Below are 20,442 nucleotides of genomic sequence, written 5' to 3'. Positions count from 1 at the left end.
AAGGGTCAGGGGCGGGGGACGTTGCGGAGGTTGGAGCGGGCCATCTGGACCATCCTGCCGACGCCGCCGTCCAGCACCATCTTGCTCGCCGACAGCGCGAAGCCCGTCACCATCTCCGCCCTGATCTTCGGCGGGATGGACAGCGCGTTGGGGTCGGTGACGATGTCGACCAGCGCGGGGCCCTTGTGGTGCAGGGCGGTGCGCAGCGCGGAGCGCAGGTGCTTGGGCTTCTCGACGCGTTCGGCGTACGCCCCGGCGGCGCGGGCGAGTTGGGCGAAGTTGGGGTTGTGGTTGCCGGTGCCGTACGCGGGCAGGCCCGAGACCAGCATCTCCAGCTCGACCATGCCGAGGGAGGAGTTGTTGAAGAGGATGACCTTCACCGGCAGGTCGTACTGGACGAGGGTGAGGAAGTCGCCCATCAGCATCGTGAAGCCGCCGTCGCCGGACATCGAGATGACCTGGCGGCGGCGGTCGAGGAACTGTGCGCCGATCGCCTGCGGGAGTGCGTTGGCCATCGAGCCGTGGGTGAACGAACCGATCACCCGGCGGCGGCCGTTGGGGGTCAGATAGCGGGCCGCCCAGACGTTGCACATGCCGGTGTCGACGGTGAAGACGGCGTCTTCGGCGGCCTCCTCGTCCAGGATCGAGGCCACGTACTCCGGGTGGACCGGAATGTGCTTCTCCACCTTGCGGGTGTACGCCTTGACCACGCCCTCCAGGGCCTCCGCGTGCTTCTTCAGCATCCGGTCCAGGAACCGGCGGTCGGTCTTGGGGCGCACCTTCGGGGTCAGGCAGCGCAGCGTCTCGCGGACGTCGCCCCAGACGGCCAGGTCGAGCTTGGAGCGGCGGCCCAGGTGCTCGGGGCGGACGTCGACCTGGACGGTGCGGACGTCGTCGGGGAGGAAGGCGTTGTAGGGGAAGTCGGTGCCGAGCAGGATCAGCAGATCGCATTCGTTGGTGGCCTCGTAGGCCGCGCCGTAGCCGAGCAGTCCGCTCATGCCGACGTCGTACGGGTTGTCGTACTGGATGTGCTCCTTGCCGCGCAGCGCGTGTCCCACCGGGGCTTTCACCCGTTCGGCGAAGGCCATCACCTCGGCGTGTGCTCCGGCGGTGCCGCTGCCGCAGAAGAGCGTCACCCGGCCTGCCTCGTCCACCATGCGCGCGAGGGCGTCGATCTCGTCGTCGCCGGGGCGCACGGTGGGGCGTGAGGTCACCAGCGCGTGCTCCTCGGCGCGCTCGGGCGCCGGGCGGGCCGCGATGTCGCCGGGGAGCGAGACGACGCTGACGCCGCGGCGGCCGACCGCGTGCTGGATCGCGGTCTGCAGCACGCGCGGCATCTGCTGGGGGCTGGAGATCAGCTCGCTGTAGTGGCTGCACTCGCGGAACAGCTGGTCGGGGTGGGTTTCCTGGAAGTAGCCGGTGCCGATTTCGCTGCTGGGGATGTGTGAGGCGAGGGCGAGGACCGGGGCCATGGAGCGGTGGGCGTCGTACAGCCCGTTGATCAGGTGCAGATTGCCGGGGCCGCAGGAGCCCGCGCAGGCGGCGAGCTTGCCGGTGAGCTGGGCCTCGGCGCCCGCGGCGAACGCGGCGCTCTCCTCGTGCCGCACCTGAATCCAGTCGACGGCGGAGTTGCGGCGGATCGCGTCCACGACGGGGTTGAGGCTGTCGCCGACCACCCCGTACAGCCGCCGCACCCCGGCGCGGGCCAGGATGTCCACGAATTGCTCGGCCACGGTCTGCTTGCCCATCGCGGCGCCTTCCGTCCATGTCGTCGCTGACGTCCCTGTGGCCCCGGGTTGCTGTGTTCCCTTGTTCCCTTACGGACCATCAACCCATCAACCCACGGACGGGACGCTCACGCCTCCCAGACGGCCGCCGCCGTACGGTCGTCGGCGTACCCCTTCACCCCCACCTGGGCGTCGGCGAGGAAGCCCGCGAGGCCCGGCGGCTCGGCCCCCGCCCAGCGTTCCGCCCAGTGGGCGGCGAGCGCGGGCGCGGCGCGCAGCGGCTCGGCGAGGCCCGTGCCGCACAGCAGCAGGGTGTCACCCGGTCGGGCGACGGAGGCCCGGAAGCGGAAGGGGTCGGCGGAGGGTGGGGCGGCGCCGGGGGTGCCGTCGTGCGGGATGCCGTCGTGCGGGATGCCGTCGTGCGGGATGCCGTCGTGCGGGATGCCGTCGTGCGGGATGCCGTCCTGGGGATCGCGCCGGGCGGCTTCCCAGTCGGCGGGCAGTTCGGGCGCGGACGGGCGCCCGTCGCCGAAGGCGAGCACCGGCCCGCCGACGGTGTCGCCCTCCCGCGCGTCCGGCTCCAGGTCCTGCCAGGCGCCGTCGCGCAGCCGGAACAGCCCGCCGTCGCCGACCCCGAAGAACACCCGCACCCGGCAGTCCGGGTGGGCGGAGAGCAGCAGACAGCGCACCGGGGCGGTGTACGCGGTCGGGTCGAGGCCGAGTTCGGTCGCGCGGGAGCGCAGCCGTCCGTAGCCGCGGTCGGTGAGCCGGTGCAGCCCGGACTTGAGCGCTCCGCGCCGGGCGGCGCGGATGTCCTCCGCGAGCCGCGCGTGGCTGCGGCCGACGGCCGTCCCGATCCAGTCGCACAGCTCGCGGGCGGCGTCCGGCGCGCTCGCCGGGGTGTGGGTCCCGCTCGCCACGGCCACCAGGACCAGTGCGCCGTCCCCGGTCCCGAACCGGGCCGTGAGCAGCGCGTCCCGCCGGGGCTCGCCCCGGGAACGCGCAGCGTCGCCGCGCAGCGATACGGCCCGCAGGGTGAACGTCCCGTAGCGGGCGCCGTCGAGCACGGTGTCGGGCACCAGGTCGCCCAGCTCTTCCGGATCGGCGACGGGCAGCGTGGTCGGCTCGGACTCGTAGACGGGCGGCCCGTCGCCGACGAACCCGGACGCGGCCGCGTGCCAGGGCCGCCGGGGCGCGGGGGCGGATGGGGGCGGTGCCGCGCCGGGGCCGTCGCCGCCCTCGGGAGGTCGCCACCCCTGCGGGCCACCTCCCGCGACGCCGTCCGGACCCGGCGCGGCACCGCCCGGCTCGCCCTCCGCCGGGCCCCAAGGAGCCCCCGCGGCGGGCATCTGATCCCCGCTCCCCGGCCGCCCGCGGCCGAGCGTGCGGGACGCGGAGTCGAAGCGGTCGTCCACCGAGTCCGCCACGGCGGCGGGCCCGGTGTCGGCCCGGGCAGGGTCGTACAACTCGCCCCACCAGTCGTTTTCGTGACGGCGTCGGTCGTCCCCCTGCTGGCTCATCCCCATATTGTCCACAGGGGAGCTTCACGGGAACACCACGCGATGGCCCCGGGGGCCTCGCGCGGACGTCTCCCACCGCTCCGGCGCCGCCCTGGACAGTCCCCCGAGCGGCACCGCCTCCAGACCCCCTCTAGCGGACTTCCAGCAAGTCCCACCGAGCCCGCGACGCCTGGCGCGCACGCTCGCCGCGTTGTCGGAGTCGTCCGAGTAGGCCCCACTGTGCGGACTGTGCGGACGCCCCTCCCTAACCCCGGTACGCCTCCAGCAGCCGCAGCCAGACCTCGCTCACCGTGGGGAACGACGGCACCGCATGCCACAGCCGTTCGATCGGCACCTCACCGGCCACCGCCACGGTCGCGGAGTGCACCAGCTCCCCCACGCCCGGGCCCACGAACGTCACGCCGATCAGATGTCCCCGGTCCAGGTCGACGATCATGCGGGCGCGTCCGCGGTAGCCGTCCGCGTACAGGGCTGCGCCGGTGAGCTGGCCGATGTCGTAGTCGACGACCCGGATGCTGCGGCCCTCGGCCTCGGCCTGTTCGGCGGTCAGGCCGACCGCGCCGACCTCCGGGTCGGTGAAGACGACCTGCGGCACGGCCCCGTGGTCGGCTGTCGCCGCGTGGGCGCCCCAGCGGTCGGTCTCCAGCAGCGGTACGCCCTGGGCGCGGGCGCCGATGACCGCGCCCGCGATCCGCGCCTGGTACTTGCCCTGGTGGGTGAGGAGCGCCCGGTGGTTGACGTCGCCCGCGGCGTACAGCCAGCCGCCCGGCACGTCCCGCACCCGGCAGGTGTCGTCCACGTCCAGCCAGCCGCCGGGCGTGAGCCCGACCGTCTCCAGGCCGAGGCCGTCGGTGCGGGGGGCGCGTCCGGTGGCGAACAGCACCTCGTCGGCCTCGACGGTCTCCCCACCGTCCAGAGTGAGCGTCACCGCGCCGCCCGCGCCGTCGCGTCGTACGGCCGTCACGGACGTCCCCGTACGGATCTTCACCCCCGCCTCGGCGAGCGACTCCGCCACCAGCTCGCCCGCGAACGCCTCCATGCGCTCCAGCAGGCCCGAGCCGCGGATCAGCATGGTCACCTCGGAGCCGAGGGCGTTCCACGCGGTGGCCATCTCGACGGCGACCACCCCGCCGCCCACCACGGCCAGCCGCCGCGGCACCGTGGACGAGCTGGTCGCCTCCCGGCTGGTCCAGGGGCGGGCCTCCGCGAGGCCGGGCAGATCCGGCAGCGCGGCCCGGCTGCCGGTGCAGACGGCCACGGCGTGCCGGGCGGCGAGGAAGCGCTCCTCCCCGTCCGGCTGGGTGACCGCGATACGGCGCGGCTCGACGAGCCGCCCGTGGCCGCGGACCAGGTCGATTCCCGTCGAGTCGAGCCAGCCGACCTGGCCGTCGTCCTTCCAGTTCGACACGTACGCGTCGCGGTGGGCGAAGACGGCGGCCACGTCCAGCGGCGCGGCACCCGCCTGCCGCGCCCCGGGCGCACGGCGCACCTCGGCGCGCGCGATGACCGGGCGCAGCAACGCCTTGCTGGGTACGCAGGCCCAGTACGAGCACTCGCCGCCGACCAGCTCGCTCTCCACGATCGCCGTGGAGAGCCCGGCCGCGCGGGTCCGGTCGGCCAGGTTCTCCCCGACCGGGCCCGCGCCCAGGACGACGACGTCGTACTCATCCGTACCGGAATTCATCGCGACCCGCTCTCTGCCGACAGCCGGTTGCCGACCGCCGACGGTGTGCCCGACCGTGGGATGACGCTTCCCCCATCCTCCCGTCGAGTCCCCACCGACGGCCACCCGAACCGGCCCCCGCCCGCTCCGGGCCGCCCCGCGGTCCCCGGCCGCAGCCGGAGGAGAGGGGGCCGGGGTCCGCCAAGCCGGGTGATCCGGTTCGGTGCGACCCGATGAGTACCGTCAGGCGCCCGCCTGGGTGAGGGCGAGGTGGAGGGCGAAGACGCCGAGGGCTTCCTTCTCGGGAGGGTAGATGTCGCGGATCGCGGCGACGAGCTCGTCGTGGCTCATGCCCGGTTCGCCGATCGCGGCCGGGTCCTCGGCGGCCAGCATCGCGGTGAAGGACTCGTACTCCCTCACCGCGGTGACGCGGGTGTTCAGGGACTCGTCCCCGCAGATGATCCGGAGGGTGTCCGCCGCGTTGATCTTACGGATTTTGGGATAGCCGACACGGACCTCGATGGTTTTCGCACCGCTGGCGATCAGGTCGAAGTACGGCTTGCGGATATTGAGGGAGTGCTCGGCAGGCTGCTGGGCGCCGGTCACGCTATGCCTCCTTCTGGTTCATGCTCCGGAGGTTTCGGGCAGGGCCGGGCGGCCGCTCCGGCGGCGGCCAGTCGTTCGCGAAGACCCTCCACGGCTGCCTGGCGGGGATAGCGACGGGCGAGAAACGCGGTGAGGTCACCGGCCCGGTGACGGACGGAGTCCACGACACGAGCGGAGTCGAGAGCCTGATGGCCCAGCGCGACGGCGTCGTCGGGGTCGCCGAGCTGGGCATGGGCGAGGGCCAGATCGATCCGGGCGATGGCCTCCCGGCTCGGTGAGCGGGAGGCTTCGGGCGCCGATGCATAGGCCGCGAGCGCGTGCTCCGCATGCTGACGGGCTTGCTCGGCCTGGCCGAGCCAGATGAACGAGGTCGCCGGATACGAGGTGAGCGCGTAATCGGCCAGCGGCAGCACGTCCACGCCGAAGCAGCGGGGCGAGCGGGGCGGCAGCAGGCGATAAGCGTCCTCGGCACTCCGGAAGGCGGTGGTGAAGCCGTCCGCATCACCGTCGGCAGCGGCGGCGCGGGCAGCCTGGGCATGCAGCCGCACGGTCAGCGGATGGGTGGGCGGGGCCTCGATGAGGCCCTTGAGAGCCGCGTCGCGGGCCTTGCCGGGCCGGTGTTCGTACAGGTTGATGGAGGCGGCGGCGTCCATCGCCCACGCGCACAGCTCACCGTGTCCGGCCTGTCGGCCGTGGACGAACGCGTCAGTGGCGAACGCCAGACCGGTACGGGCGTCCCCAAGGTCATGGGAGAGCCAGGCCAAGAGCTCCGACAGCCACCCGGCGAACGCCAGCAGTTCACGTTCCTGGCGGTGGGTGTGACGGCTCTTGAGCAAGGCATCGACCTTGCGCCGGTAGTCCATCACCGCGTCGAAGACGACCCTGGGCGGTTTGAGCGAGTACGCGTGGTTGAACTCGCCGACCGCCAGATCGAGGTGATCCAGGGTTCCGGAGCCCAGGGAGGACGCCTCGGCTTGCTGGGTGAACTCCATGGCCTCGGCGGCGGCCCGCTCAAGGATCTGTGCCGCGGCAGCCGGGGACGCCATGGCCAGTCCGGCGAGTTTCACCGCGTCGCGACGCTTCGTTGCCTCCACCTCCGTGAAGGTCCGCGAGCCCTCACCAGCTCGGGCTGCCTTCCCTGCGGGAAGTGTTCCATCCGGGCTGTCCCCGTTCCAAGGCGGAGCGGTCTCGTCCGCCGCCGGGACAGGTGAGTAGTCGCGGGCAAAGCCCAACTCGACGGGGTTGGTGGCGAACAGGCGGCACAGCAGGTCCTGGTAGTCGGGGCTGGGCAGGACGCCGGCCTCCCAGTCCTTCCAGGAGCGCTCGGACATCCCCACTTTGGTCAGGCGCTCGTCTTCGACCGTCTGGTGGGCGGCAGCGACGGCCTGGGCGACGGTCCACCCCCTCGCCAGGCGGCGACATTTGAGGCGGCGATGACGACAGTGAGCCTCGATCTCTGCGGCGATTTTCGCGACCAGAATCGCCGGGACGGGGTCGGGAGAACCGGCTTGCCCCAGGGCGCGCTCGCGCAGGGACTTGCCGCAGGTGATGTCGTGGACTGTTCTCGCTCGCTGCCTTGCCTGGCTTGGCACCGGCCTGCCTCCCCGCGCGCACGCGGCGGCGCCGGGTTGCGCCGCTGGTGCTGACCAACGACCTCCTGCCTGCCCAGGCACGCGGTCAAACCTGTCGCAAGTGGGCGGATCGACCGCCCACTGCGGGCGGCCGCACCGCCCAGGCGGGGTGGGCACCTCTCACTACCTGCGGCAACGCGGACGGATCACTCTGGTGTCGGCGCCGCGTCCAGCCGACGGCCCCCGGTATCCACGGCTCCCCTGGCGGTGCGGTCCGGGGCATCCGGCCGGACGCGGAGCCTTCCACCCATTTCCGCATGGCTCGGGTCTTGGTCCTGGGCAGGAGATCGAGAGGGTCATCATGGAAGAAGCACAGCCGACTGCTGCCTTGTCCGGGCAGATCGTCCAGTTGGAGAGGCTGGACGGGCAGTTGGTCGAGCGTATGCGGCACGAAGCCCTGACCGCCCCGGCACCCTGGAAGGCCGAGTACGGCGAGTTCCAGTCCGGCGGCTGGTGGACCACTTCTCTGATGAACGCCTCCGGTGACGCCGCCGACGTGAGGATCGCCGACGGCGCCGCCAGGCCCACCGCACTGCTCCAGCACATGCCCGCCACCGCCGGCCTGCTGGCGGAGCTGGGCCTGAGCTACATGTGGGTACGGCTCGCCCGGCTGGAGGCGAACGCATTCCTCTGGGAGCACCGCGACTACGACGAACTCGACCGGGTCGAGCGGCACCGGCTGCACATTCCGCTGCACACCAACTCCTCCGCGTTCCTGGTCACCGGCGGCACCAAGGTCCACATGGGCGCCGGGCGGATCTGGCGGCTCACCCCGACCTACACGCACGGGGTCTGCAACCTGCTCGGCCCGGACCGGATTCACCTGATCGCGGACGTCTACGCGGACGACGCCTACACCCGCCTTGCCCGGCAGGCGGAGGAGCCGTCGTCCGCAGAGCGGCTGCCGACCGCGTCGGAGGCGGAGTTGGCCGACCGTCTCGCCGCGGCCCGGCGCCTGGCCGACCTCGGCTACGCCGACGCCGCCGAACAGTTGCTGCTGCGGCTGTTCTACTCCTTCGCCCTCCCCGAGGGCACCGCCTACGACCTGATCGCCGGCCTGCACACCGCGCTCGGCGACAGCGAGATGAACGAGCGCTGGACGGCTGCCAAGGTCAAGCTCCTCGCCGTCGTCTCGTGAAGCCGCCCGCACCTCCCACCCTCGTCCGTGCCATCACCGGCCCGGAAGGACATTCCTCATGACCACTGCTCCGTCCCTGCCTCCGGCCGAACTGCACCTGGCCGAACTCACCGAGGCCAACCGGCCCACTCAGCTGCCGTTGTTGACCCGCATCGCCGGGCTGCTGGCCACCTCCGCGGCGGTTACCCACCTGCTGGTTCGTGGCTCCCTCGCCTCCGGCACCGCCGACCGCCTCTCGGACGTGGACTTCGTCGTCGGCGTCCACGACCGGGACCTGCCCGCCTTCACCTCCGCGCTGGACGACCTGATGACGGTCACCGGCGGGGCGCTGCTGCCCGGCTGGCGCGACACCATCGTCGCGGACCTGGGCGGCATCGGGTTCGTCTTCCTCGTCCAGCACGAGGGCAAGCTCCAGCAGGTCGACATCTACCTCGCACCCGCCTCCCGGATCAGCGCTCTGCGGCGACAGATCGGTGGCAAGGTGCTGCTGGACCGGCCCCCGGCCGAGATCACCACCGCCCAGATCGGACAGGCCAAGGCCTGCGTCGCCGAGCTGACGGCCCGGCCGAGGTCCTGCACCGAACTGTTGATCGAGCACCTGGTGCTGGCGGTGCTGCTGCACAAGCGCGTCCAGCGCGGGCAGCGGTTCGTCGCCTACGCCGAGTGGCACAAGCTGCACACCGCGACGAAGGACCTGATCAAGACCGCCCTCGCTCCGGCCTCACGGTTCTGGGGCTGGTATCAGCTGCGGGAAGAGCTCGCGCTCACCCCGATCGGCCGGGCCTGCCTGGCCGATCTGGACGCGGCGGTCACCTCCCCGGCCGTCCCCGAGGCCGCCGATGTCAACGGCGCCCTGGACCGGGTCCTCGTGCTCACCGCGCGGGCTTGCCCGAACGCCCTGGACGGCCTTGCGGACGCGATCACCGCCTACCGCACCTACCTGGAGCTGGTGTGACCTCCCGGGACCGCCGTCTCCCCGTCCCGGCCGCCGGCCAGGACGGGGCCCGGGGCCGGCAGATGACGGCGGTGTTCTTCGGCGGGGTCGTCCCCGCCTCTCCGGATGAGGAACAGCTCGCGGAGGAAGTCGGCATGGCCCTGGCCGGGGCCGGATTCACCCTGGTGCACGGCGGCTACAACGGGCTGATGGAATCCGCCGCCCGCGGGGCCGCGGCCAAGGGTGGTCCGGTCACCGCGGTGACACTGGCCGACAAGCACGCGGAGTGGGGCGCCTTCAACCCGCACATCACCGCCGAGGTCCACCTGCCCGACCTTGGCGCCCGCCTCAACCACTACCTGGACGCGGCGGACCTGGTGGTCGCGATGGGCGGCGGGGTCGGCACGCTGCACGAGCTGACCGCCGCCCTCTACTACGCGGGCAACATCCGCCCCGTCCCCGTCTGGATCACTGGCCCCACCGCGCTCGGGTTGCTGGCCTTCCTGCGGCGGGAGAGGTGGCTGTTCGAGACGCCCACCCGCCCCCTGGGCTTCCTCAGCCCGATCGCGTCGGCGGCGGCGTTCGCCGACCGGCTCCACCACCTCACCAGCCAGACGGAGGCCGACACATGACCGTCACCACTGCGAGGGCCCTGGCCGCCCGGATCGCCGAGACAGCCTGCATCCGCGATGCGTTCACCCTGGCCGACGGGCAGGCGCTGGACTCGTACTTCGACGAGTACCGGCTGGCCGCCGACCCGCAACTGCTGCACGACGTCGCCGACGCCATGACCGCTCTGGTCCCCGAGGACGCCGATGTCCTGGCGGGGATCGAGCTGGGCGGCGTCCCTCTGGCCATCGCCCTGTCCGCGGCCACCGGGCTGCCGGCCGCGTTCCTGCGGCGGCTGCCCAAGCGCTACGGTTCCCAGCGGCAGATCGAGGGCACCAGCGTCGAGGGACGGCGGGTCGTCCTAGTCGACGACGTTGTCCGCTCCGGCGGGCAGCTGCTGGCCATGACCCGGATACTGCGGATCACCGGCGCCCCGGTCACCGACGCACTCTGCGTGCTGGAGAGGCCGCTGGGCGGACGGCTGCTGCTACACCAGCACGGTGTCACCCTGCACCCACTGCTGACGGAGGCCGACCTCCCCGCCATCGGGGCGGCGTCGTGACGGGGGCGGTGCTGTTCGACCTGGACGGCGTTCTTCTGGACAGCCGGGAGGCGATGCTGGCAACCCTCGCCGGTATCGCGACCGCTGCCATGGGTCGCCGGGTCACCGTCGAGGACCTGCCTCCGAACGCTCTGACGACCCCGCGGGTCGAGGTTCTGACCGGGCTCGGTGTCACCGAGCCCGACGAGCTCTGCGAGATCTGGTGGGATGCGGCCCTGGCCACCGCTGCGGGCACCGCTCTGTTTCCCGGGGCGCTGGAAGGGCTGATGGCAATGAAAGACGCCGGGATCGCAACGGGCTTGGTCACCCTGCAGACCCGCACCCGGCTGTCCTGGTTGCTGTCTCCGGCCGTCCTCGCGCTGTTGGACGCCACCGTCTGCCGCGAAGACGCTGAACCGAAACCGGCCCCGGACGGGCTCCTGCTCGCCCTGGGCAAGCTCGGCGCCACCCCGTCCGGGACGGTGTTCCTCGGCGACACCACCGGCGACATGGCCGCCGCCCGCGCGGCCGGCATCACCCCGCTCGGGGCCGGATGGGGCTATGCCGGAGCCGCCGCCCTCACGGCGGCCGGGGCCGCAGCAGTCCTGAACGATGCGGCTGTGATCGGGCCCGGCCTGCTGGACTACGCGCCCTGCCCGCCGACCGCGCTCCCAGTATCGGCGCGCACACGCTGAGCGATCTTGACGCCAGGCCCGCTACAGTCGGTGGTGCAGCAGACCAGGACAGGAGTTCTGGTGGCCTGCTGCGCCACCGGTGTGTCAACGGATCTGGAGTCAAGGTGCGGCCCATGGGGGCGCGAGCTATCCGCGTCGAGCTGGAGAACTGAGAACCCTCTCAGTCCCTGTTCTCGGCCCGGCTCGGCGTGTGATCTCCCCACCACCTTCCATGACTCTTCCGTGAGGCCATGCCGCCATGCGCTCGACGCAGATCCGTCAGACGTTCACCGACTTCTTCGTCTCTCGCGGCCATCAGCCGGTCCCGTCCAGTCCACTGGTTCCGGACGACCCGACCCTGCTGCTGGCGAACGCCGGAATGAACCAGTTCAAGCCCTACTTCCTGGGCGAGATCGCCCCGCCGTTTCCTCGCGCCACCAGCATCCAGAAGTGCGCCCGCACCTCGGACATCGACAACGTCGGCCGCACCAACCGACACGCGACGTTCTTCGAGATGATGGGCAACTTCTCCTTCGGCAGCTACTTCAAGGAAGACGCCATCGCCTTCGCCTGGGAACTCCTCACGGAGGGCTACGGGCTGGAGAAGAACAAGCTCTGGATCACTGTCTTCGAGGACGACAACGAGGCCGAGCACATCTGGCGCCGCATCGGCGTTCCAGCCTCCCGCATCCAACGTCTCGGCATGGAGGACAACTACTGGTCCATGGGCGTCCCAGGCCCCTGCGGGCCCTGTTCGGAGGTCAGCTACGACCGCGGCCCCGCCTTCGGCAAAGAGGGCGGCCCCGCCATCGACGGGGAACGCTACGTCGAGATCTGGAACCTGGTCTTCATGCAGTTCCAGCGCGGTGAGGGCGATAAGAAGGGCAACTTCCCCATCCTCGGCGAGCTCGCCCGCAAGGGTGTCGACACCGGCCTCGGCCTGGACCGGCTCGCGGCGATCCTCCAGGGCGCCCAGAACGTCTGCACCACCGACCTGCTGCTGCCCGTCTTCCGCACGGTCCAGGGCCTTGCCGGGCGGGCCTGCCCCAGCGAGGGCGAGGAGAAGGTGTCCTTTCAGGTCGTCACCGAGCACGCTCGCTCCATCGCCTTCCTGATCGCCGACGGCGTCCTGCCCGCCAAGGACGGCCGCGGCTACGTCCTACGACGTCTGATGCGCCGCGCGATCCGGCACGCGCGGCTGCTCGGTATCGACGGGCCCGTTCTGCCCGCCGCGACTGCCAGCGCGATCGGCAACCTCAGCAGCGTCTGGCCGGAGCTGACCGCTCAGGCCACGCTGATCGACCAGATCGTCACCGCCGAAGAGGAATCCTTCACCCGCACCCTGGCCCAGGGCACCCGACTGCTGGACGCGGCCATCAGCCGCACCCAGGTTGGCGGCTCGGCCGCCCTGCCCGGCGAGACCGCGTTCGAGCTCGCCGACACCTACGGCTTCCCCCTTGAGCTGACCGTCGAGGCCGCCCGCGATGCCGGACTGACTGTCGATGAGGACCGGTTCGCCACACTGCTGGACGAGCAGAAGAAGCGAGCGAAGGTCGGCGGCAAAGCCAAGACCGCCGAGGCCCTCAAGAAGATGGACACCTATCGCTCGGTGCTTGCCGAAACCGGCGCCGACGCGCCGTTCCTCGGTTACGAACGACTCTCGGCCGAGGTCACCGTGCTCGGCCTACTCAAGGGCGGCAAGTGGGTCGACTCGGCCGGTGAGGGCGATAACGTCGAGCTGTTCTTCAACCGCTCACCTTTCTACGCGGAGGCCGGCGGGCAGGTCGGGGACACCGGCACCTTCCGCACCGAGGACGGCGCCCTGGCCGAGATCACCGACACCAAGTGGGGCCTGGAAGGACTGCGCGTTCACACCGGACGCGTGGTCGAGGGCGAGATCCGATCCACGTTCGTGGGTGAGGCGTCCGTGGATGCCAAGCGCCGATCAGGTCTGATGCGTTCGCATTCGGCCACCCATATCCTGCACGCCGTCGTGATGGCCACCCTGGGCGATCACGCCCGCCAGCAGGGCTCCCTCGTCGAGCCCGACCGGCTCCGCTTCGACTTCGCGCACTTCGCTGCCCTCACCCCCGACCAGCTGGGCCAGATCGAGGCAGCCGTCAACGGCCACGTCCTCGACGACCCGGAAGTGCGAGCCTGGCACGCCGACCGCGCGGAGGCCGAGGCCGCCGGAGCCATCGCGCTGTTCGGGGAGAAGTACGGAGAGCGGGTCCGCATCGTCGATATCGGCGACTTCTCGCGCGAGCTCTGCGGCGGCACTCACGTCGCCCACGGCTCCCAGGTCGGCGCCTTCCGTCTGCTGTCCGAGTCCTCGATCGGCTCCAACCTCCGCCGCGTCGAGGCCCTCACCGGCCACGGCGCCCTCCGCCGGCTCGACACCGAACGGCGGCTGCTGGACGAACTCGCCTCACTGCTCGGCACCGGCCCCACCCAAGCCCCCGACGCCTTGCGCAAGCGCCTGGAGGCCCTCGCGACCACGCAGGCCGAACTGGCGCGGATGCGGGCCGCTGGACTGCGCGCCCAGGCCGCCCGGATCGCCGACACAGCCCGTCAGCTCGGCAGCGGACGACTCGTCGCGCATAAGGTCACCGGCGCCACTCCCGACGAGCTGCGGCAGCTGGCCTCCGAGACTCTGGCCCGCCTGCCCGCCGGCCCCGCGGTCGTGGTCCTGGCCCTGGAACACTCAGGCAAGGCCCTGCTCGTCGCAGCCGTCTCCCCACACCTGCTCGACCGCGGCGTCCATGCGGCCCGGGTCATCACCCGCGCCGCCACGACAGTCGGCGGCGGAGGCGGCGGTACCGGCGCCCTCGCCAGCGCGGGCGGGCGCCGTCCCGAACACCTTGACCAGGCCCTCGCGGCCGCGGCCGAGGACGCCACCGCCCTCCTCGGCGGCCAGTAGGCCGAGCAGCCTGCCGACTGGGGCAGGGCCTTCCGGGCCGTACTGGCCCGGAAGACCCCACCCCACAGGCGCCGTGCGGCGTTACGGCTTGTGCTGCGGGCCGCGCTTGCGCTCGACCATGTGGCGGCCCAGCGCCTGCCGCTGTTTCCACTCGCGCCGCATCTCGGACCGCAGCCGGGCGTCGGTGCGGGCCGCGAGGTAGGCGTTCTCGCGCAGCAGCTTGCGGTAGCTGTCCAGCCGCCGGGGCGGCAGCGAACCGTCGTCGACCGCGGCGAGCACCGCGCACCCCGGCTCGGTCTCGTGCGCGCAGTCCTGGAAGCGGCAGTCCTCGGCGTACGCCTCGATCTCGGCGAACGCCTGCGACACCCCGCCCTCCGCGTCCCACATCCCGACCCCGCGCAGCCCGGGGGTGTCGATGAGGGCGCCGCCCGTGGGGAGCGGCAGCAGGTTGCGGGTGGTCGTGGTGTGCCGCCCCTTGCCGTCGCTGTCCCGGATGGCGTGTACGTCCTGGACGTCCTCCCCCACCAGGGCGTTGGCCAGGGTCGACTTGCCCGCGCCCGACTGGCCGAGGAGGACGGAGGTCCCGGCCGCGAGCAGTGCGCCGAGTACGTCCACGCCCTGCCCGGTCGTGGCGCTCACGGCCAGCACCTGAACCCCGGGCGCGGCGGCCTCGGCGTCGGCGACGAGATGCGCCAGAGTGTTCGGGTCGGTCACCAGATCCGCCTTGGTGAGCACCACGACCGGCTGCGCCCCGCTCTCCCAGGCGAGCGCCACGAACCGCTCCACCCGCCCGAGGTCCAGCTCGGCGGCGAGGGAGACGGCGATGACGGCGTGGTCGACGTTCGCGGCCAGCACCTGGCCGTCGGAGCGCTTGGAGGAGGTCGACCGCACCACCTCCGTACGCCGTGGCAGCAGCGCCCGTACGTAGCGCGGCTCGCCCGCTTCCGCGGGGTCCACCGCGGCCCAGTCGCCGGTGCACACGACCTTCATCGGGTCACGGGGAACAACGAACTCCGTGTCGGCGCGTACGGTGCCGACCTGGGTGACGACGTCACACTGACCGCGGTCGACCCGCACCACACGCCCGGGGATCAGCCCCTGCCGGGCGTACGGGCCGAATTCGGCCTCCCGGCTGTCGTCCCAGCCATAGGCGTCGGAAAAAGCATTGCTCAAGCTCAAGGGAAAACCCTTCGAAGGGCGGGCCCCGGCGCGCTACGGAAAGTGCGCGAATGTCAGCCGGAGACCACGGAGGTGAAGTGGATGTACTTCTGGTTGCGGGCAGCGCCCATCACAGAGACAGCCATCGGTCACACCTCCCGTTTCCCTCGCTCTCGACGCGAACGGGGAGAACGTACCCCTACTCCGGTCCGCGGCTCCACCGATTTTCCGCGTACGCGGCCGGGGCCCATGCCACCGGCGCCGGAGGGCGGGGCCGTCCACTTCGATAGCTTCCTCATAGCCGTACGACCCACGCCGACCAGGTACCCAGGTGAGGTAATCAACAGCATGCATGACGACGACCTGCTCGCGGAGCTGCTCCCCCGGCTGACCCAGCTCAGCAATGTGCTGAACCGTGGCCGTATGTACGAGCAGGCCGCCGCGGCCGCCGGAGTCACGCTGGAGCGACCGGCGATGGCCGTGCTCGGCATCCTCAAGACGGCCGGTAAGCCCCTGCGCATCGGCGAGATCGCCGACCGCATGCAGGTCGCGGGCCCCCACGCCACCCGCCAGATCCAGGGTCTCGAACAGCGCGGCCTGGTCCACCGCATCGCCGACCCCGACGACCAGCGCGCCCGGCTGATCGACCTCACCCCGGAGGGCGAGTCGACCGCCGACCGCTACATGCGCACGGTCCTCGGCTGGTTCACCGGCGCCCTCGCCCACTGGCCCGCCGAGGACCGCCAGGAACTCGGCCGCCTGCTCGGCCGCATGGTCGACGACCTCTCGGCCCATCTCAAGGACCTCGACTGAAGCCCGGGCGCGCTTGACGTGGCAGTGCGGGGGGCATCGATCGGGTCGAGGGCGCCGCGACCGCGAGCGCCGAGAATGGCCGCCACCGGACCGACACCGGAACCGCTACCGACTCTCGCGACATTCCTTCGATATTCCTTCGACGTTTCGAACGAACACGGCACGCTTTTTTCGAATACCAAGTAGGCATATGACACAGGCAGATTGCGGCACGTAACCTCGTCACGGGAAGTGACCGACAACGGAGAGAGTCACCTCACGCCCGGATAGCGCATATCAGTTCGGGTGAGGGAAAAGATGTTCTCCAGGGGTCGTGGCACTCATGCGTTCGGAGGGGGACGGGTGCAGGGGCAACCGCGTGGTGACCACAACGAGTTGAGCGGGACGGTGTACGGCGGGGCCGTGCAGGCGGGGACGGTTTACGGGGGGATCCATATCCGGGCCGAGGCTGCCGGTGAGGGGCCGGGGGCCCATGTGCCGTGGCAGCTGCCGCCGTTGGTGCGGATCACCGACCGGACGGCGGAGCTGGGGGCGCTGGAGGGGCATCGGGAGCGGGCGGCCGCGGCGGGGTACGGGACGCTGGCCGCGGTCAGCGGGCTCGGCGGGGTCGGGAAGACGGCGGTGGCGCTCGCGTGGCTGCACGGGCTGCGCGAGCGGTTTCCGGACGGGCAGCTCTACGCCCACCTCGGCGCCCAATCCGCGGCCGGGCCCGTGACGCCCGAGGAGGTCGTGGGGCGGTTTCTGCGGGCGCTGGGGGTGGAGACCGGGCAGATACCCACGGCGCCCGCCGAGCGGGTGGCGCTGTACCGGTCGCTGACCGCGGACCGGCGGCTGGTCGTGCTGCTCGACGACGCCGCGACCGCCGCGCAGGTCCGGCCGCTGCTGCCGGGCGGCCGGAACGTGACGGCCGTGACCAGCCGTTGGCGGATGCCGGGGCTGACGGTCGACGGGTGTTACGCGGTGTACCTCGACCCGCTGGCCACGGAGGCGGCCGTCGAGTTGCTGGAGGTCACGCTCGCCGACGACCGCGTCGCCGCGCAGCCCGCCGAGGCGCGGGCGCTGGTCGAGCTGTGCGCCGGGCTGCCGCTCGCGGTGCGGGTGGCCGGGGCCCGGCTCGCGGCGCGGCCGCGACGGCACATCACGACGATGGTGCGCGCCCTGACCGAGGAGCGCGGCAGACTGGAGGCGTTGGCCATCGAAGGCGATCACAACGTACGGGCCGCTCTGGACCTGTCGTACCAGGGGCTGTCGCCCAACGCCGCCCGGCTGTACCGGCGCTTGAGCCTGCATCCGGGCCCGGAGTTCGGGAGCACGGTGGCGGAGGCGGCGCTGGGCGACGGGGACGCGGCCGGGCCGCTGGACCTGCTGTACGACGCGAATCTGCTCATCGACGCCGGGGACGAGCGCTACCGCTTCCACGACCTCGTACGGCTGCACGCCGCCGAGAAGGCGGAGGCGGACGAGACCGCGGAAGCGCGCGCGTCGGCACTGCGCCGCATCGCCGACCACTACCTCGCCACCGCCACCCGCGCCGAGGAGATTGTCGATCCTCAGCATCGGACACTGAAACGGAACTACGGCGAGGACTGCGAGGGCGACGCACCCGTACCGGAGGAGCTCGGCGAGGACACCGACTCGGCGCTGGGCTGGCTGGAGAGCGAGCTGCCCAATCTGATGGCGGTGATCCGCGTCGCCCGCCCCGCCGGTTTCCCGACCGTCGCCTGGCAGCTCGCCGACGCCCTGTGGCCGCTGTTCCTGCGCCGGAAGTTCTACGAGGACTGGCGGGCCGCCCACCGCGAGGGGCTGCTGGCGGCGGAGGAGCTGCGGGACGCGGTCGCGGAGTGCCGGATGCTGACCTCCGGCGGGATGGGCGAGCTGGGGATGGGCGACCACGAGCGCGCCCTGGAGATGTTCGAGCGCGCGGCCCGGACGTTCCACGACAGCGGCAACGCGCTCGGCCACGCCCGTACGCTCAACTACCAGGGCCTGGCCCATCAGCGGTTGGGCCGCCTGGACCGGGCGGCCGAGCTGTTCACCCGGGCCGCCGCGGAGTTGCCATCGGTCGGCGACCGGCGGGCCGGTGGACTGGCCCGGCTCAACCTCGCCGACATCGCCCTGGAGCGCGGGCTGTGGGAGCAGGCGGTAACGGACGCCGACGCCGCGCACACCACGCTGAACGCGGCGGGCGACACGTACAACGCCGCCCGCGCGGCCACCCTGCTCGGCCGCGCCCACCTCGGCCTGGACCGGCACGACCTCGCGGAGCAGTGGCTGTCCACGGCGCTCGCCACCCTGCGCGGCATGGCCGCGCACTACGAGACGGCGCGCGCCGTGGAGAGCCTGGCCACGCTCGCCGAGCGGCGTGGCCGGACGGACCTGGCCCGGGAGCGTTACCGGGAGGCGCTGAACCTCTACTCGGCGGTGGGCCGTTCGAAGTCGGCCCACGCCGAGGCCGTACGCACCCGGCTCGGACGTCTACCGGACCCGGACGCGAGACCTCCGGCAGGCACAGCGGACATGGACGGCACGGCAGACACCGGCGGCACCGCCGACACGGCGGGCTGACGCCACACCAGCCGCATCCGCGCCGCCCCCAGGTCCGCGGCGGGGAGCCCGGCCACCAGCCAGGTGTGGGCCACCGAGGCCCACACCGCCCAGGGCGGCCCGGCCGCCGGGGGCCGCGCGCGCAGCGTCAGCGCGAGCCCGTCGGGTCCCAGCCGCATCCAGAGGTCGTCTCCCCGGTGCACCGCCACCACCAGGGCACCGGGGTGACGGGCGGCCAGCGCGGCGGTCTGCCGATGCGGGTCGGCCCCGGACGAGGCCTCAGTCCCGGCCGCGGCCTCCTCGGCCAGCAGCACATCCGCCAGGGAGGAGAGCACCGGCACCGGTGTGGGGAGCACGACGCGCAGGTGCTCGTCCACCGTCCGGGAGGCCCAAGGCCGGGAGGCCCGAGCCCGGGAGGCCCGCGCGTCGCACCCCGGCCGCAGCAGCGTCACCTGGACGCGCCCCGTCGGCACCCCCCACGCGGGTTCGGTCACCACGGCGGTCACCGGAGCCACCGAGGTCACCGGAGACGCCAGAGTCACCGGCGTCATGACACGGCCCCCGGCGGCATGCCGCCCGGTACGACGTTGCCCGGGACCACGCTGCCCGGCTCGTCGTACCGCACCGTGAACGGCAGCCGCGCGGGCTCGGTGGTCGGCCGCCCGGCGGGGGCCCGCAGCCGCAGCTTGCGGTAGAGCAGCGCGCGCATCTTGCGGGCGAACCGGCCCGGTTCCGAGGTGATCCGCGCCGCCACCCGCTGGTGGCGCTGCGCGCGGTACGTCGCCGAGCTGCGCTTGAACTGCTCGCGCAGCGGACGGTCCCCGTGCAGCCGGGGCGCGAACGAGCCCAGTTCGGCCAGCGGCGACCCGGGGTCGACATCGGCGTCGGGCAGGGTGGCCATCAGTACGGGCACCCCGGTCATCGCGCCGTAGAGCGTGACCGAGCCGTGGTCGCCGACGATGTAGTCCGCCGCGACGAGCGCCCCGACCCAGTCGGCGTAGTGGCTGAGCACGGTGAGCCCGGAGCGGCCCAGCCGGGCGAGCCAGGCGCGGACCTGCCACTCGCCGTGTCCGTTCCACACGTGCGGATGCAGCAGCGTCGCGACCCGGAACTCCTCCCTCGGCAGCTCCGCCACCAGCCGCTCCAGCACCTCGAGGCTGTGCCCCAGCAGGGAGTTGGGCCCCCAGGTGGAGCAGGCGAGGACGAGCCGCTGCCCGGGCCGGGCGCCCAGCGCCTCCCGGTACAGGGCGCGGGCGGGCAGGCTCGCGGCGATGCGGTCGAAGCACGGGTCGCCGACCACCTCCGCGACCGGCAGCGCCTCGGGGCACTCCCGGCCCAGCCGGGCCAGCTCCTCCTGGTGCGCCAGGACGATGGACTCGGGCACCACGGCCCCGTCCCGGACCAGCCGCTGCCTGCTGAGTCCGTAGACGCTGCGCCGCGCCGCCACCGCGCGTCCCCGCCGCCGCCCGGGCACGATCTTGTTGTGTCCGGCGCCGTGCGGCAGCACGATGACGGGCGCGTGGAGTTCGTGCAGGCTGCCGTGGCCCGCGGCCAGCGCGAGGTCGAACGGCGTCTGCACCGCCTGGCTCCAGGGCAGCACCAGCCCCCGCAGCCCCTCCAGAAACGCGGCGACGCCGTTGCTGAACACATCGGGCGCCGCGGTGAAGAACACCTGTACCCGCGCGTCGCCCTCCAGCAGCCGGATGGCTTCCAGCAGCCGCTGTCCGGCGGTCACCGTGTGCACCACGGCCAGGACCTTGCGGCGGATCTCCCGGGTCGCCCAGTACTCGACGTCCGGACGCACCGGCACATGGCGCGGATGGGCTTCCAGCATGGTCACGCTCATCGGTTCGACTTCCCCCGGTCTTTCCCTCGGGCCAGACGCCCGATTCCGTCCGGCGACCCGGTCGGCCGCCGGAGGAGGGGGTGCCCCGACGACTGGATGCGGAGGTTGCAGAAATCCT

At 72.4% G+C, this 20,442-nt stretch carries 15 protein-coding genes; 8 read left to right on the top strand and 7 right to left on the bottom strand.

The annotated features are described in order from the left end of the window. Positions 1-5 precede the first annotated feature (5 nt). The 5 genes from ABZ370_RS29560 to ABZ370_RS29540 all read right to left on the bottom strand — a co-directional run bounded on the left by ABZ370_RS29560 (position 6) and on the right by ABZ370_RS29540 (position 6,847). Positions 6-1,748, bottom strand: coding sequence for a pyruvate dehydrogenase (locus ABZ370_RS29560; RefSeq protein ID WP_358626609.1), 1,743 nt, complete (start codon positions 1,746-1,748; stop codon positions 6-8). Between the two features lie 107 nt (positions 1,749-1,855). Continuing rightward, a complete protein-coding gene (locus ABZ370_RS29555) occupies positions 1,856-3,247 on the bottom strand; it encodes a protein phosphatase 2C domain-containing protein (RefSeq protein WP_358626607.1) in 1,392 nt (463 codons plus the stop codon). 244 nt (positions 3,248-3,491) lie between these two features. Next, positions 3,492-4,931: an NAD(P)/FAD-dependent oxidoreductase gene (locus ABZ370_RS29550; RefSeq protein ID WP_358626605.1), complete on the bottom strand. Its 1,440-nt coding sequence runs from the start codon at positions 4,929-4,931 to the stop codon at positions 3,492-3,494. Between the two features lie 222 nt (positions 4,932-5,153). Next, positions 5,154-5,516: an ASCH domain-containing protein gene (locus ABZ370_RS29545; protein ID WP_358626603.1), complete on the bottom strand. Its 363-nt coding sequence runs from the start codon at positions 5,514-5,516 to the stop codon at positions 5,154-5,156. Continuing rightward, complete coding sequence (locus ABZ370_RS29540; protein WP_358626601.1) at positions 5,513-6,847, bottom strand: tetratricopeptide repeat protein; 1,335 nt, start codon at positions 6,845-6,847, stop codon at positions 5,513-5,515. Before ABZ370_RS29540 ends, ABZ370_RS29545 begins: the two co-directional genes overlap by 4 nt. Before the next feature lie 601 nt (positions 6,848-7,448). Between ABZ370_RS29540 and ABZ370_RS29535 the strand changes: the two genes are divergently transcribed. The 6 genes from ABZ370_RS29535 to alaS all read left to right on the top strand — a co-directional run bounded on the left by ABZ370_RS29535 (position 7,449) and on the right by alaS (position 13,963). Next, positions 7,449-8,285, top strand: coding sequence for an aspartyl/asparaginyl beta-hydroxylase domain-containing protein (locus ABZ370_RS29535; protein ID WP_358626599.1), 837 nt, complete (start codon positions 7,449-7,451; stop codon positions 8,283-8,285). Between the two features lie 58 nt (positions 8,286-8,343). Further along, positions 8,344-9,240, top strand: coding sequence for a hypothetical protein (locus ABZ370_RS29530; protein WP_358626597.1), 897 nt, complete (start codon positions 8,344-8,346; stop codon positions 9,238-9,240). Continuing rightward, complete coding sequence (locus ABZ370_RS29525) at positions 9,237-9,851, top strand: LOG family protein (protein ID WP_358626595.1); 615 nt, start codon at positions 9,237-9,239, stop codon at positions 9,849-9,851. The genes ABZ370_RS29530 and ABZ370_RS29525 overlap by 4 nt, the downstream gene beginning before the upstream one ends. Next, positions 9,848-10,390, top strand: coding sequence for a phosphoribosyltransferase family protein (locus ABZ370_RS29520; protein WP_358626593.1), 543 nt, complete (start codon positions 9,848-9,850; stop codon positions 10,388-10,390). The genes ABZ370_RS29525 and ABZ370_RS29520 overlap by 4 nt, the downstream gene beginning before the upstream one ends. An 8-nt stretch (positions 10,391-10,398) precedes the next feature. Next, on the top strand, positions 10,399-11,064 hold the full coding sequence (locus tag ABZ370_RS29515) for an HAD hydrolase-like protein (RefSeq protein ID WP_358626591.1): 666 nt from the start codon (positions 10,399-10,401) through the stop codon (positions 11,062-11,064). A gap of 238 nt (positions 11,065-11,302) precedes the next feature. Further along, entirely contained in the window at positions 11,303-13,963 is a 2,661-nt protein-coding gene (gene alaS / locus ABZ370_RS29510; protein WP_358626589.1) for an alanine--tRNA ligase, read from the top strand. Between the two features lie 81 nt (positions 13,964-14,044). Here the strand turns inward: alaS and rsgA are convergent, their stop codons facing one another. Further along, positions 14,045-15,136, bottom strand: coding sequence for a ribosome small subunit-dependent GTPase A (rsgA, locus tag ABZ370_RS29505; RefSeq protein WP_358626587.1), 1,092 nt, complete (start codon positions 15,134-15,136; stop codon positions 14,045-14,047). A 333-nt stretch (positions 15,137-15,469) separates the two neighbouring features. On the opposite strand from rsgA, the gene ABZ370_RS29500 reads away from it, so the two are divergent. Together ABZ370_RS29500 and ABZ370_RS29495 are read left to right on the top strand one after the other, a co-directional pair. Further along, entirely contained in the window at positions 15,470-15,934 is a 465-nt protein-coding gene (locus ABZ370_RS29500) for a MarR family transcriptional regulator (protein ID WP_358626585.1), read from the top strand. Positions 15,935-16,408: 474 nt separating this feature from the next. Then, positions 16,409-18,499 (top strand): tetratricopeptide repeat protein, encoded by a 2,091-nt coding sequence (locus tag ABZ370_RS29495; protein WP_358626583.1) that lies wholly within the window; start codon positions 16,409-16,411, stop codon positions 18,497-18,499. A gap of 526 nt (positions 18,500-19,025) precedes the next feature. Here ABZ370_RS29495 and ABZ370_RS29490 read toward each other — a convergent pair. Next, complete coding sequence (locus ABZ370_RS29490; RefSeq protein ID WP_358626581.1) at positions 19,026-20,324, bottom strand: hypothetical protein; 1,299 nt, start codon at positions 20,322-20,324, stop codon at positions 19,026-19,028. Positions 20,325-20,442 lie beyond the last annotated feature (118 nt).

This window comes from Streptomyces sp. NPDC005962, from assembly GCF_040629205.1.
GTDB lineage: Bacteria > Actinomycetota > Actinomycetes > Streptomycetales > Streptomycetaceae > Streptomyces.
The sequence above is the reverse complement of the archived record's forward strand: the minus strand, read 5'-3'. Positions and strand labels throughout refer to the sequence as shown.

Bases quoted from the DNA above. Each gene is read 5' to 3' on its own strand.
- ABZ370_RS29560 (WP_358626609.1), bottom strand. From the start codon at position 1,748: ATGGGCAAGCAGACCGTGGCCGAGCAATTCGTGGACATCCTGGCCCGC.
- ABZ370_RS29555 (WP_358626607.1), bottom strand. From the start codon at position 3,247: ATGAGCCAGCAGGGGGACGACCGACGCCGTCACGAAAACGACTGGTGG.
- ABZ370_RS29550 (WP_358626605.1), bottom strand. From the start codon at position 4,931: ATGAATTCCGGTACGGATGAGTACGACGTCGTCGTCCTGGGCGCGGGC.
- ABZ370_RS29540 (WP_358626601.1), bottom strand. From the start codon at position 6,847: ATGTCCGAGCGCTCCTGGAAGGACTGGGAGGCCGGCGTCCTGCCCAGC.
- ABZ370_RS29535 (WP_358626599.1), top strand. From the start codon at position 7,449: ATGGAAGAAGCACAGCCGACTGCTGCCTTGTCCGGGCAGATCGTCCAG.
- ABZ370_RS29530 (WP_358626597.1), top strand. From the start codon at position 8,344: ATGACCACTGCTCCGTCCCTGCCTCCGGCCGAACTGCACCTGGCCGAA.
- ABZ370_RS29520 (WP_358626593.1), top strand. From the start codon at position 9,848: ATGACCGTCACCACTGCGAGGGCCCTGGCCGCCCGGATCGCCGAGACA.
- alaS (WP_358626589.1), top strand. From the start codon at position 11,303: ATGCGCTCGACGCAGATCCGTCAGACGTTCACCGACTTCTTCGTCTCT.
- ABZ370_RS29500 (WP_358626585.1), top strand. From the start codon at position 15,470: ATGCATGACGACGACCTGCTCGCGGAGCTGCTCCCCCGGCTGACCCAG.
- ABZ370_RS29490 (WP_358626581.1), bottom strand. From the start codon at position 20,324: ATGAGCGTGACCATGCTGGAAGCCCATCCGCGCCATGTGCCGGTGCGT.